This window comes from Nonomuraea sp. NPDC050643 (assembly GCF_040654715.1).
Classification (GTDB): domain Bacteria; phylum Actinomycetota; class Actinomycetes; order Streptosporangiales; family Streptosporangiaceae; genus Nonomuraea.
Map to the genome: position 1 here is coordinate 14709 of NZ_JBFAIM010000019.1, position 12541 is coordinate 27249.

12 protein-coding genes are annotated in these 12541 nt (G+C 70.5%); 4 read left to right on the forward strand and 8 right to left on the reverse strand.

Annotated features, from left to right (window positions below):
• From AB0I15_RS25815 to AB0I15_RS25830, 4 genes are read right to left on the reverse strand one after another with little or no spacing between them, the layout of a single operon-like run.
• Positions 1-1059: an iron chelate uptake ABC transporter family permease subunit gene (locus AB0I15_RS25815; RefSeq protein ID WP_358100394.1), complete on the reverse strand. Its 1059-nt coding sequence runs from the start codon at positions 1057-1059 to the stop codon at positions 1-3.
• Complete coding sequence (locus AB0I15_RS25820; protein ID WP_358100397.1) at positions 1056-2099, reverse strand: iron chelate uptake ABC transporter family permease subunit; 1044 nt, start codon at positions 2097-2099, stop codon at positions 1056-1058. Before AB0I15_RS25820 ends, AB0I15_RS25815 begins: the two co-directional genes overlap by 4 nt.
• Positions 2096-3106: an ABC transporter substrate-binding protein gene (locus AB0I15_RS25825; protein WP_358100400.1), complete on the reverse strand. Its 1011-nt coding sequence runs from the start codon at positions 3104-3106 to the stop codon at positions 2096-2098. The genes AB0I15_RS25820 and AB0I15_RS25825 overlap by 4 nt, the downstream gene beginning before the upstream one ends.
• Positions 3107-3146: 40 nt before the next feature.
• Positions 3147-5012 carry a siderophore-interacting protein gene (locus AB0I15_RS25830; protein ID WP_358100403.1) on the reverse strand — a complete coding sequence of 622 codons (1866 nt, stop codon included), beginning with the start codon at positions 5010-5012 and terminating at the stop codon, positions 3147-3149.
• Between the two features lie 128 nt (positions 5013-5140).
• On the opposite strand from AB0I15_RS25830, the gene AB0I15_RS25835 reads away from it, so the two are divergent.
• Positions 5141-6745 carry an AraC family transcriptional regulator gene (locus AB0I15_RS25835; protein ID WP_358100406.1) on the forward strand — a complete coding sequence of 535 codons (1605 nt, stop codon included), beginning with the start codon at positions 5141-5143 and terminating at the stop codon, positions 6743-6745.
• 331 nt (positions 6746-7076) lie between these two features.
• Here AB0I15_RS25835 and AB0I15_RS25840 read toward each other — a convergent pair whose 3' ends face one another.
• The 4 genes from AB0I15_RS25840 to AB0I15_RS25855 all read right to left on the reverse strand — a co-directional run bounded on the left by AB0I15_RS25840 (position 7077) and on the right by AB0I15_RS25855 (position 9600).
• Positions 7077-7250, reverse strand: coding sequence for a hypothetical protein (locus tag AB0I15_RS25840; protein WP_358100409.1), 174 nt, complete (start codon positions 7248-7250; stop codon positions 7077-7079).
• Between the two features lie 288 nt (positions 7251-7538).
• On the reverse strand, positions 7539-7856 hold the full coding sequence (locus AB0I15_RS25845; RefSeq protein WP_358100412.1) for a sensory rhodopsin transducer: 318 nt from the start codon (positions 7854-7856) through the stop codon (positions 7539-7541).
• Between the two features lie 59 nt (positions 7857-7915).
• On the reverse strand, positions 7916-8779 hold the full coding sequence (locus tag AB0I15_RS25850; protein ID WP_358100415.1) for a DUF2268 domain-containing putative Zn-dependent protease: 864 nt from the start codon (positions 8777-8779) through the stop codon (positions 7916-7918).
• A gap of 47 nt (positions 8780-8826) precedes the next feature.
• Positions 8827-9600, reverse strand: a complete 774-nt coding sequence (locus AB0I15_RS25855; protein ID WP_358100418.1) for a hypothetical protein — start codon at positions 9598-9600, stop codon at positions 8827-8829.
• 55 nt (positions 9601-9655) lie between these two features.
• Between AB0I15_RS25855 and AB0I15_RS25860 the strand changes: the two genes are divergently transcribed.
• The 3 genes from AB0I15_RS25860 to AB0I15_RS25870 are packed head-to-tail and all read left to right on the forward strand — an operon-like array spanning position 9656 to position 12533.
• Positions 9656-10657, forward strand: coding sequence for an AAA family ATPase (locus AB0I15_RS25860; protein WP_358100420.1), 1002 nt, complete (start codon positions 9656-9658; stop codon positions 10655-10657).
• Entirely contained in the window at positions 10654-11589 is a 936-nt protein-coding gene (locus tag AB0I15_RS25865; protein WP_358100423.1) for a DUF58 domain-containing protein, read from the forward strand. The genes AB0I15_RS25860 and AB0I15_RS25865 overlap by 4 nt, the downstream gene beginning before the upstream one ends.
• Entirely contained in the window at positions 11586-12533 is a 948-nt protein-coding gene (locus tag AB0I15_RS25870; protein ID WP_358100426.1) for a VWA domain-containing protein, read from the forward strand. Before AB0I15_RS25865 ends, AB0I15_RS25870 begins: the two co-directional genes overlap by 4 nt.
• Positions 12534-12541 lie beyond the last annotated feature (8 nt).

The following is a 12541-nucleotide window of genomic DNA, read 5'->3' on the forward strand; positions in this document are numbered from 1 at the left end:
TCACAGGCGCCTCCTGGCTTCGGTGAACAGCAGGTATCCGAGGTAGCCGCCGCCGAGCACGACGGTGATGATGCCGACCGGCAGCGGGGTGGGGGCGACGTGCTGAGCGAGGTAGTCCGACGCCAGGCACAGCAGCGCGCCGACGAAGGCGGCGGGGGCGAGGGTGATCCCGGCGGTGCGGGCGAGCCGGCGTCCGATCTGAGGGGCGACCAGGGAGATGAACGCGATCGGCCCCGACGCGGCCGTGACCGTCGCCGTCAGCGCCACTCCCACCAGGATCAGGCCGAGGCGTACGGGCGAGACCCGTACCCCTTGTGAGGCGGCCGCGTCGTCACCCAGCTCCATCTGCCGCAGCGGCCGGCTCAACATCCCGGCCGGCAACAGGAGTACGGCGATGCAGGCGCCGCCGACGACGACCCGGTCCCAGGACACGCCGTTGAGCGACCCGGCACCCCACGCGGCCGCGGACATCGCCTGGTCCAGGTCGGCCTTGAGGATCAGCCAGGTGTTGAGCGACCCGAGCATCGCCGAGACGCCGATGCCGACGACGATCAGCCGGAACCCCTGCACCCCTCGTCGGTAGGCGAGCACGTACACGGCCACGGCGGTGGCCATCCCGCCCAGCAACGCCCCGCCGACCAGCTGCACGTAGGTGCCGTTGACGACCAGGATCACGATCAGCGCGCCGGTGTAGGAGCCTTGGGAGAACCCGATGACGCCGGGGTCGGCGAGAGGGTTGCGCAACAGTGACTGGAAGAGCGCCCCGCTCACCCCCAGAGCCGCGCCGAACACCAGCGCCGCGGCCACCCGGGGCAGCCGCCACTCGACCACGATGTCGTGGACGATGCCGGTCTCCTGGCCGGTCAGTGCGGAGAGCACCTGCCCGGGGCTCAGCGGGTACGAGCCGGTCATCAGCGCGAGCACCGCCGTACCGGCGACCGCGACCGCGAGCAGCGCGCAGACGACGACCGAGCGCCACTGGAGCCGTACCGCGATCCGCCGGCGCCGCAGCACCAGCACCCGCCGCCCGAAGTCCACCCGCGGAATGTGCGTGCTCATAGTCCGCTCGCCTTCTTCCGCCGCACCAGCGCGACGAGGACGGGAGCGCCGACGAAGGCGGTGACGACACCCACGGGTATCTCGCTGGGTCTCATCACGATGCGGCCGAGGATGTCGGAGACCAGCAGCAGGCTCGGGGCGAGGAGGATGCTGTAGGCGAAGATCCAGCGTTGGTGCGGGCCGACGATCCAGCGGGCCACGTGCGGCACCATGAGTCCGACGAATGCGATGGGTCCGGCGATCGCGGTGGCGCCACCGGCCAGGAGGGTGAGTGCGATCACCGCAAGCACACGGGTGCGTACCAACCGGACCCCTTGGGCGACCGCCAGCTCGTCACCCAGAGCCAGAGCGTTGAGCGGGCCCGACACCGCGAAGGCCAGGATGAGTGCCACCGCGAAGAACGGCAGGATCGGCCATACGACCTCGAGCGGGCGACCCACGATCGACCCGGCGTTCCAGTACCGCATCGCGTCGAAGGCGTCCGGGTTGGTCAACTGGAGCGCCTCTCTGGCGCCGCCGAGCACGGCGCCGACGCAGACCCCGGCGAGCACCATGACCACCGGCGAGGAGCCCTGACGTGTCGACCCGAGGGCGAGCACCAGGAGCGTGACGATCAGTGCCCCCGCGAACGCGAACCACATGTAGCCCTGGGCGTCGCGGACGCCGAGCAAGCCCACGGCGACCGTCACCGCGAAGGACGCACCGGCATGGACGCCGAGGACACCTGGATCGGCCAAGGGATTGCGGGTGAGCGCCTGGATCAACGCGCCCGACAAACCGAGTGCGACGCCGACGACCAGACCCACGATCGTGCGCGGCAGCCGGAAGTCGCGGATCGCGAACTGGTCGATGTCGGCAGAGGAGCGGAACAGCGCGTCCCACACCACTGACGGCGCGATCGCCGTCGACCCGATCATGACACTCAGCACCAGCAGGACCACCAGCACCACCAGCGCGACGACCAGGCCGAGCAGACGACGACGCGGTCCGGGCACCGTCTCGGTGCCCGGACTGTCCTGCCGCAGGGCGAGGGCTGTCACTTCTTGGCTGGGAGGGTCGCCAGTGCGCTGTCGAGCGAGTCCAGGTACCGGATGACGGGCCCGTAGGAGTTGTTGCCGGGGCAGAAGACTCCCAGCGCACGACCGGAGCTCACGGCAGGCAGCGCCTTCCAGGTGTTGGTCTCGACCACCGGCACGAAGGGCTCTGTCGGCCGACCCTCGGCGTCGACGGGGTAGGTGATCACGTCGTACTTGGACAGCTTTCCGATCTGCTCGAACGGCAAGGACTCGTACGCCAAGGGGTCCTTGCCCTCGGCCGCCTCGGGGAGGTCCAGGCCGACGTCGTCCCGGGCGATCTCGGAGCAGCCGATGTCCGCGATGTAGAACGTTCCGGGATCGCTCCAGTCTCCGCGGGAGACGTCGACGAACGAGGTGCCGTCGATGACCTTGCCGTAGGTCTCCTGAATCTTGGCGACCTTTTCCTTGAACTCCGCCTTCTGCCGGCTGAGCGCATCCGCGACGTTGCCGGCCTCCGCGATGGCGTCGGCGAAGGCCTTCCACTCGGTGTCGAGCCCCCAGAGCACGGTCGGGGCGATCGACTCGAGTCGCTTGCCGACCTTGTCCCAGTCATTCGAGTGGAACTGGACCAGGATGAGGTCCGGCTTGAGGCCGGCGAGCTTCTCGAGGTCCACCTCACCACCGCTGCTGCCGACGATCTCGGCTGCCTCGTACACAGTCCTCTGTTCCTTCGGCAGCACGTCGAGGTCGGAGTCGGACACCTCGGTGACGCCCACTGGCTTGCCACCCAGATCGATGAAGGGGAGGTTCGTGTTGCCGATCGTGACGATCCGCCGGGGGGCGACGGGAACCTCGACGGTGCCGTTCTCGGCCTTGACGCTACGGGTCTCGGCGGCTTTGACGCTGCGGGTCTCGGCGGCCTTGTCGCCGGTGTCGCCGCCCTCAGTGCCGCAGGCGGTGAGGACGAGCGACGCGCTCATCAGCGCGGCGGCAAGGGCGGCGCCGCGCCTCCTCAGGGGGATGTTGCTCATGGGTGGTCTCTTCTTCCACTTCTTCTCGGGAGGGAGGGGTTCAGTCGGCGGTGGAGCGGAGGAGCTCGTGGACGGTGGCGCCCAGGCCGACGGTGTGCGCCGACCTGCGCGTGAGGCCGGCCCGGGCGATGACGGCGTCCAGCTCCGCCGCAGTGCGAAGGCCGGAGCCGTGGCAGACCAGGCCGATCAGGTCTTCCTCGCCGTCGTGCTCGTCGAGGTCGTCGGTGTCGAAGACCTCCTCGATCAGCAGCACCCGTCCGCCGGGGACGAGGTTCTCGGCCGCCCGGCGTAGTGCGTGAGCGGCGTCGGCATCGGGCAGGGTCTTGAAGGCGCGGCTGATGAGCACGGCGTCGGCTGCTGGGCTGGGCTCGAAGACGGACTGCTCCAGCACGCTGACCCGCGTGCGTTGCCGCTCGTCGGGAATCGTGGCGGGCAGGTCGCGGCGCAGCCAGTCGGCCTGGGCGGGCAGGGCGCAGATCGTCACGCGCAGGCTCTCGTGGGCTGCGACGTACTCACGGGCGTGGGCGCCGGCACCACCGGAGTGGATCACCAGGTGCTGGACTCCGGTGAGCAGGCCGGACGTGGCGATCGGTTCGGCCAGTGCGGGCTGGAACTTCGCCAGGCGCTCCAGGTGACGGTCCTCGTAGTCCTGCTCGGCTCGCACGTCGGCGAAGGTCTGGCCGGTGACCGAGGCGTAGGCGGGCCGGCCGGTGCGGACCGACTCCGTGAGGCCGTGGATCCCGAGCATCTCGCGGCCGACCACCCCAGCGGAGTGGAGCCGGTCGGCGATGAACTCGAGAGTGAGGACATCGCCGACCGGCGTCAGGGCGTAGTGACCCGGTTCTGTCTCGGTCACCACGTCCAGGGTGTGCAGGTAGCGCAGCAGCTTGCCCAGAGCGCGCTCGTCGGCGCCGGCCTTGGCGGCCAGTTCGGTCACGCTGGTCACGCCGCGGGAGACCAGATCGGGGACGCCCAGCTCGACGGCGGTGCGGATCGCGATCGGCGCGACAAGCTCGGTCAGGTCGTGGAGTTTCTGGAACGGGGTGACCGTCCTGTCCGGGTCGGGTACCGCCCCGTCGGTCTCCAGGGCGACGACCTGGGAGCGACGCCAGTAGCCGGCGAAGTCGATGTCCTCCTTGGGCACGCCACGGTACTCGACCAGGTGCCGGCGGATGTCCCGGACGGCCGTGTGCTCGCCGGCCAGCCACGCGAACGCCTGGCCCGGCCACCACTCCGCACCGCGGACGGCCTCGGTCAGCAGCGACACGGTCCCGGCCGTCACGCCGGGGCGGACCAGCCACGTCACGTCCACCCCGGGCAGCTCGCGCAGCTCCTGGCGGTGGGCGTCCTTGGCGATCTCGATGAACACCTGCGCCCGGGCGTCGGGCGGGAGCTCGTCGAGCAGGCGGCCGATCGCGGGGAGTGCGGTGTCGTCGCCTGCCACGAGCAACCAGTCGGCGCCGGCCGGGAACGCCTTGGACGTGCTCGGGCCGCTGAGGTGGATCCGGTCACCCGGCTGGGTGCGATAGGCCCACGTCGTTCCCACGCCCACCCCGTGCTTGACGAAGTCCACGTCCAGCTCCCCGGCCTCGGGGTCCCACCGGCGAACCGTGTAGGCCCTCGACAGCGGTCGAGGATCCTTGGGCACGATCAACTTGGCCTCGCCCTGGACCGGGAGCACCGGATCGCGCTGACCTGGGTACGGGAAGTAGAACCCGAGGTCGTCGTCGAAGCCCGAGGACTCGAAGGCCGGCTGCACGAAGCCGTCCGCAGTGGTGAACGCACCCAACTGTTCGCCGCTCAGCGTGACCCGCCGCATCCCCGGGGTGATGTCGACAGTCCGGACCACCTCGACCTCACGCAGGGTCGGCGGGTGCACGGTCAGCCGGCGCGAGGTCTTGGGCATGCGGGGAACTCAACTTTCCGGTCGCTTCGAGGGCAGAGGCAGCGCGCGGGCATCAGGAGGGCGCGCATTGGTAAGGTTAGGCAAACCTCACCTACAAGGGTGTGCGCAGACTGCCGTATGGTTAGGACGTGGTGGTGCCCTCGTCGTTCGCCGCGGGCGCCGGCGACCCGCCACCGATTCCGGGCGCGCGGTTGGGTTCGACAGATGCGCGTGTTCGACCGCTGCTGCTCTGGGTTCGCGCTGGCGCGGCGCACGTGCGCCTCGACGGCGGGCCGGTGCTCCAGCTCAAGGCCGGCGAAGGCGCCTGGATTCCCGCAGATGGCTGGGCAGAGCGGGCGATCACCACTGAGCCAGGCACTGTCGCCTTCCCGCTGTGGCCCCACGCCAGCGTCGGCGCGTGGGGGTTGTCGGAACTGACGCGGTTCGACGTTCCCAGCGGCTGGCAGGACTGGTTGATCCAGCTCTTCAACCTGCAGGTCACTCCGTTCAGCGGCCGCGGGTACTCCCCCAAGGCGATCGAGGAGCTCCTTCGGCGTCCTGGCTCGCGCTCGCCGGTGCCCGTCGAGGTCGGGCGAAATCCGACCTCAGAGGGATTCGCCTCGCCGGCGATGCCGCAAGCCCGCGGCGCCAGAGCAGTCGCCGAGGAACTGATTCGCGACCCCGCGCTTGACCTCACGGTCGAGCAATGGGCGTCGCGGGTGCTCTTCAGCGCGCGCACCCTTCGCCGCGACTTTCTCGCCGACACCGCGCTCACGTTCGAGCAATGGCGGCTGCTCTGCCGGCTCGGCGCCGCCGTGGAGTTCCTCGCTGCCGGTTACGACGTGGACCAGGTGGCCGCTCGAGTGGGCTTCGCCAGCCGCAACGGCCTCACGCGGGCCTTCAAGGGACGGTTCGGACTGACCCCCCACGAGTTCGGACGGGAGCTCTCCGCCCGATCCGGCGGTGGGCTGACGCAACGGGCAGCGGCGGCACGGCAGACCGACGACCTGATCCGGATGATGCGCAAGATGGACACTCCCGCTGCGCCTGAGATGCTGCCCGCGGCCAGCACGCCGTCGCACACCAACGACATCCACGTCCTCAGCTGGATGTATCGAGGCAGCGGGTACCTTGACATCGGCGACCAACGCTACGAGCGGGAGCGAGGGGTGGCGACCTGGATCCCTGCAGAAATGGAACATGTCACCGGCCTCCGCGAGAACTCCGTCTCCCTGCCGCTGGGCAACGCGAGTACCGGCGACCTCCAACTGACGGTGCCGCTGCAGGTGCGGTTCTCGCCTGCGTGGGACGACTACTTGATGTTCTGCTCGATCAGCGCCCGGTCCGGACTGCGTCCCGACGACCACAACCCCCGCCACATCCTCGACCTGTTCGCGGAACAGGTTGCCGCGCAGCGAGCGCTGTCGGTGCCGATGCCCACCAATCCGCGCGCGCGTGCTGTCGCGATGGAGTGCTTGCGTCGTATCGGCGAGCCTGGCGGGACGCATGATGGTGATGTCCGCGCTGAGATCCACCGTGCCTTCCGCGACGAGACAGGTATGACACTGGGTCGCTGGCGCTATGCCGCCCGCATGCGCATCGCTCGCGACCTGCTCGCCGGGGGCGCCCCGCCCAGCGCCGTCGCGCGCCGGATCGGGTACGCCCACCTGCCCACGTTCAGCGCCGCCTTCTCCCGCTTCCACGGACTGTCTCCGCGCGACTACCAGCAGCGCGAGTCTGAGCGGAACCAGTAGCACCGTTGCTGTCCTGCAAAGCGGCCCTATCCGCCGCGATCAGGAGGCCCTCCTGCATACCTGTCGGCTTCTCGGAACTGGTGTGCGCAAGGTCCGAGACCACGCCGACGTGATGCCCCGGAGGATGAAGCGGGCGATCGGCTATGGCGCTGCTGCTCCTGTCCCCCCGAGCTCGTTCCAGCGCTGGTACATCCATCAGGCCCAGAGCCATGCTCAGCACATCGTTGACGATCTCATGACGGGTCTTTCCCCGGCTGAGCCCGGTCCTACGCAGCACCCACCCGAGTACCCCGTACGATGCCCTGAGCACCGGCGTGCCGGGCAGGGCCGGTCAGCCGGCTTCCTCGGGCTTCGCGTTCCGCTGTTCGTCGCTCAGCGCGAACGGGTGAACGGGCCAGGTCCTGCTCGATCTGGCGAGCGGCGCCTCGCTCGGCCGGACCGGCTTGACCGGTTCCGACAGGCGCACCAACTTTGCGACGGGCAGGGTGCGTGCGTTCGTGTTCACGATCGTCACGGTAGGCGGCCTTGCACTGAGTTGTTCGCTCAGCCGGAGTGGGATCTGGCCCACTCCGCCGCGAACATGGCCCGCACCCGCCCGGGCGCCGCCCCCTCCTGGCGCTCGGCATGTAGGCGCGCACGGCTCCGGCGTCCGCGCCGATCTCGGTCTACGGAAAGACAACACCGACCTGCATGAAGGGCTCCCGTCCGGCTCCGGCGACTCCCCGACATCATCACCCACGCGCGGCCGATCACCAGGGTCCGGCACCAGGGCTCCGGGATCCGGGGGCGTGGGTCAGGCCGCCGGACGCCGTGAGCTCGGCACGCCGGGCCGGACGACCCGCACCATCACCGGCAGGTCCGAGACCACCACCACCGCGTAGGGGGCGCCGGCGGACAGGGCGCCGGGATCGACCAGATCGTCCAGGCCCACGGCGCACGTGCGCTGCGCGGGCACGGTCGAGCGGAACGGCCCCAGCGGCTCCTCCCCCTCCGCGCAGAACGTCAGCTCGACGCCGGCGTTCCTGGAGCTGAGGTTGAACAGGCAGAGCCGGTCACCGGGAACGTATTCCTCGGTGATCGCCATTTTCCTGGCACCCACTACTGTGCTCATGCGCGACTCCCGTGTTCTCGTGTGGCAGTCCTCCCGCTACCCCCACGAACCGGGATCTATCACCCGCGTACGCCTCCGCGCCGCAACAACTCGGCCGCGGGCAGCACGGTCGCCTCCGCCGCGCTCAGCCCGGACGCGCTCAGCGCCTGGTCGACCAGCCGCAGGCCCACCGCGTATCCGGCCATGTCGGGGATGCCCCGAGGCTCCTGGCCGAAGAGCCGCATGGCGCCGTCGCCCAGCACGTACGCGGAGGTGTGCCGCATCCCCTCCAGGTCGAAGTCCGCCATGATGCGCTCGTAGGCCACGTCGTACGCCTGCCCGGTCACCATCGACGACCACGGCCCCATCGCCGCCGGCCCCGACAACTCTCGGACGAACGCCTCGGCCAGCCCCTCGGCCACCACATGCTCCCCCACGGTCACGCTCACCGGATTCCACTCCACGTTGGTGAACCGGACATTGTGGTGGAACTCGTGCACCGCCAGGTGCGCGATCCTGCCGATGACCTCCTCCGACGGCCACGCCAGCAGATAGAGCCAGCCGGGCGCCCCGCCCATGCCGTAGTAGCCGCCGGACCTCGTCATCAGGTGCTCGTCGTCGGGGTTGCCCATCACGAACATGACCTGCAGCGCATCCACCTGCTTGGCCGCGCCCAGCCGCTCGGAGGCGCGGGTCAGCTCGCGCCGCACCTGGCCCAGCACGTCGGCCTCGATCATGCGCCGGACGGCGGGCAGGTAGCGCGGGTCGTCGGCGTCGACGCGGAAGCCGCCGCCCTGGTGGTGAATGTCGGCGATGTCGCCCGGCATCGGGATCGCCGAGCGCATCGGCGCCAGCATCTCCCGCAACGCGTCGGGCCGGCGCTCCAGCGGCTGCTCCAGCAGGGCCGCCATCGCCGTGAGCGTGTCGTGAACGATGAATTCCATGCCAGGGACGCTAGGGTCTCACGCTACGTGAGGCTCAAGCGCATTTTTCAGAGCGGGGACTCCTCACCCGGATCGTCACCCGGCGAACGGCCCGGCGTGCCCGGCCCCGTGTCGCTCGGCGACTGCGACGGCGACGGAGACGGCTGCGGGACCGGCGACTCCGGCGTCGGCGGCGGCGTCGGCACGAACACCGTCGGCGGCAACTGCCGCGGCTGCGGCTCTTCGTCCTGCCTGCCGAACAGCAGCAACAGCAGAATCGCCGTCACCAGCATGAGCAGCAGCACCAGCGCCAGCGCGGCCAGCAGCACCCGCTTGCGCGTCTCGGTCAGCGGCCGTCGCCGCGTCGCCGGCCGCGGCAGCGCGGGCGCGCGGTCGGTCAGCCAATAGGGGACGAAGTCGGGCCCGTGCGCCTCCCCGATGAACGTCCCGCCCACCATGACCGGCTCCAGGAACCGCTCCGCCCCCGGCTGACCCGGCACGTACGGCACCGCCACCCACGGCGCGTGCCCCCCGTCCAGGTCCAGCACCTCGGGCGCGCCCTCCAGCACCGAGCCCCGCGGCCTGCCGGGACGCCCCAGCCAGCCGCGCACCCCGCCCCGGTCCCGGCCGCCCGCCTCCTTCACCGCGGTCACGAACCGATCGCGCGCCGCCGCGTCCAGCGCCGCCCCGCGCGTGAGCACCGCCAGCGACACGGCACGCCCGTCGGGCGCCTGACCCAGGTACACGAATCCGGCCGGCGCCTGGTGCAGACGCGCCTGCACCACGTAGGGGCCCAGCCGGGGCGGATCTCCGTACTGCAGGGGACTTGCCACGTTTGCCATGAAAGCACAGACGTGGCGTCGTGCACGTTTGCGGCACGTTTGGTGGAATGGCGTCATGAGCGTCGCCGAAGAGTTGCCAGGCGGAAACGACGCCGCCCTGCTGCGTCAAAGTCTCGACGAGGTCCGGCGTGTCATCGTCGGACAGGACCACATGGTCGAAAGACTCATCGTGGCCCTGCTGGCCCGCGGGCACTGCCTGCTCGAAGGAGTCCCAGGCGTCGCCAAGACCCTCGCCGCCTCCACCTTGGCCACCGTCGTGGGCGGCACGTTCGCCCGGATCCAGTTCACCCCCGACCTCGTGCCGAGCGACATCGTCGGCACCCGCGTCTTCCACCCCTCCAACGAGAAGTTCGACGTCGAGCTCGGTCCCGTGTTCGTCAACTTCCTGCTGGCCGACGAGATCAACCGTGCCCCCGCCAAAGTCCAGTCCGCCCTGCTGGAGGTGATGGCCGAGCGGCAGGTCACGCTCGCCGGCGTCACCCACCCGCTGCCCAGACCGTTCATCGTGCTGGCCACCCAGAACCCGATCGAGTCGGAGGGCGTCTACCCGCTGCCCGAGGTGCAGCGCGACCGGTTCCTGTTCCGCGTCCGCGTCCCCCACCCCAGCGCCCACGAGGAGCTGGAGATCCTGCACCGCATGAGCGTCACCCCGCCCGTGCCCGAGCGGGTGCTCGACCCCGCCAAACTGCTGGCCCTCCAGGAGGCCGCCGAGCAGATCTCGGTCCACCAGCTCGTCGCCGACTACGTCGTCCGCCTCGTCATGTCCACCCGGGCCCCCTCCGAATACGGCCTGGCCGACCTCACCGAGACCATCGAGATCGGCGTCAGCCCCCGCGCCACCCTGGGCCTGGTCTCGGCCGGGCGCGCCCTGGCCCTGCTGCGCGGCCGCGACTACCTGCTGCCCGACGACGTACGCGACGTCGCCGTGGACGTCATGTCCCACCGCCTCATGCTCACCTTCGACGCCCTGGCCGACGGTGTCGACCCCGAACAGGTCGTCAAGCAGATCCTCCAGGCCGTCCCCCCGCCCCTCGTCGTCTGGAACCAGAACCGTTGACCACGACAGCCGAACAAGCGCTCCGGCGGCTGGAGCTGACCGTCACCCGGCGGCTCGACGGCCTGCTGCACGGCGCCCACCAGGGCCTGCTGCCCGGCACCGGCAGCGAGGCCGGCGACAGCCGCCTCTACGTCCCCGGCGAGGACGACGTACGCCGCATGGACTGGGCGGTCACCGCCCGCACGACCGTCCCCCACGTCCGCGACCTCATCGCCGACCGCGAGCTCGAAACCTGGGCACTGGCCGACCTGTCGCCCAGCATGGACTTCGGCACCGCCGACACTGACAAACGCGATCTCGTGGTGGCCGCCGTCGGCGCCATCGGGTTCCTGTCCAGCCGGATGGGCGACCGCTTCGGCGCCCTGGTGCTGCACGACGAGTACGTGCACCGCATGCCCGCCCGCACCGGCCGCCCCGCCCTCTACGGCCTGCTGCACTCCCTCATGGACGCCCCGCGCGGCAGCGTCGTGGACGACCCGCCCGACCTGGCCGAGGGCATCGACGTCCTGTCGGCCACCCGCAGGCGGCGCGGCATGCGGCTGATCGTCTCCGACTTCCTCGACGCCCACCCCGACCTCGACCCCGACGCCGAACGCCCCTGGGAGCGCCCCATCAGACGCCTCGCCGCCCGCCACCAGGTGCTCGCCGTCGAGGTCATCGACCCCCGCGAGCTCGAACTGCCCGACGTGGGCCGCGTCGCGTTCGCCGACCCCGAGACCGGGCACGTACGCGAAGTGCACCTTTCACCCAAAATCCGGCAGGCGTACGCCGAGGCCGCCGCCCTGCAGCGCGAAGGCACCCGCCTGGCCCTGCGCCGCGCCGGCGTCGCCCACCTCGTGCTGCGCACCGACCGCGACTGGGTGTTCGACATCGCACAGTTCGTCCTGCGCCAGCGCCGGATGAGCCACCTCGCCCATCGGAGGGCCACATGACCTTTCTGGCCCCCGGCTGGCTGTGGCTGTTCATCCTGGTGCTGCTGCTCGTGGCCGGCTACATCGCGGCCATGTTCGCCCGTCGCCGCTACACCGTGCGCTTCACCAACCTGGCCCTGCTCAACCTCGTCGCCCCCGCCGGCCCCGGCTGGCGCCGCCACGTCGCCCCCGGCCTGTTCCTCGTCATGATGTCGCTCCTGGTCATCGGCGCCGCCAAACCCGCCGACGAAGTACGCGTGCCACGCGACCGCGCCACCATCATGATCGCCCTCGATGTCTCCCTGTCCATGGACGCCGACGACGTCCAGCCCGACCGCATCAGCGCCGCCAAGGCCGCCGCCCAGGCCTTCGCCAGAGAACTGCCCGACCGCTTCAACGTCGGTGTGGTCTCCTTCGCCCGCTCCGCCAACGTCGTCATCTCCCCCACCACCGACCACCAGGCCGTGATCACCGCCATCGGCAACCTCACCACCCGCCCCGGCACCGCGATCGGCGAGGCCGTCTTCAACGCCCTGGAGTCCGTACGCTCCTTCGACCAGCAGGCCGCCACCGACCCGCCCCCCGCCGCGATCGTGCTGCTCTCCGACGGGGACAACACCTCCGGGCGCTCGGTCAACGAGGCCATCGAGGCCGCCCAGCAGGCCCGCGTCCCCGTCTCCACGATCGCGTACGGCACCCAGGAGGGCACCGTCAACATCGACGGCCGCCCGGTGAACGTCCCGGTCAACAAACAGACCCTGCAGTCACTGTCCGACGGCACCAGCGGCCGGGCCTACGCCGCCGAGTCCGGCAGCGAACTGCGCGAGGTCTACGAGCAGATCGGCACCTCGCTCGGCTACAAGCTGGTCAACCAGGAGATCACCCAGTGGTTCATCGTGGCCGCGATCCTGACCGGGCTGCTGGTGTCGGGCTGCGCGGTCTTGTTCGGCTCGCGAATCCCGTAACGTTTGGC

Excerpts from the sequence above, each read along its gene's own strand:
- AB0I15_RS25850 (WP_358100415.1), bottom strand. The coding sequence starts at position 8,779 with ATGGAATTCATCGTTCACGACACGCTCACGGCGATGGCGGCCCTGCTG.
- AB0I15_RS25825 (WP_358100400.1), bottom strand. The coding sequence starts at position 3,106 with ATGAGCAACATCCCCCTGAGGAGGCGCGGCGCCGCCCTTGCCGCCGCG.
- AB0I15_RS25815 (WP_358100394.1), bottom strand. The coding sequence starts at position 1,059 with ATGAGCACGCACATTCCGCGGGTGGACTTCGGGCGGCGGGTGCTGGTG.
- AB0I15_RS25845 (WP_358100412.1), bottom strand. The coding sequence starts at position 7,856 with ATGAGCACAGTAGTGGGTGCCAGGAAAATGGCGATCACCGAGGAATAC.
- AB0I15_RS25860 (WP_358100420.1), top strand. The coding sequence starts at position 9,656 with ATGAGCGTCGCCGAAGAGTTGCCAGGCGGAAACGACGCCGCCCTGCTG.
- AB0I15_RS25830 (WP_358100403.1), bottom strand. The coding sequence starts at position 5,012 with ATGCCCAAGACCTCGCGCCGGCTGACCGTGCACCCGCCGACCCTGCGT.
- AB0I15_RS25855 (WP_358100418.1), bottom strand. The coding sequence starts at position 9,600 with ATGGCAAACGTGGCAAGTCCCCTGCAGTACGGAGATCCGCCCCGGCTG.
- AB0I15_RS25870 (WP_358100426.1), top strand. The coding sequence starts at position 11,586 with ATGACCTTTCTGGCCCCCGGCTGGCTGTGGCTGTTCATCCTGGTGCTG.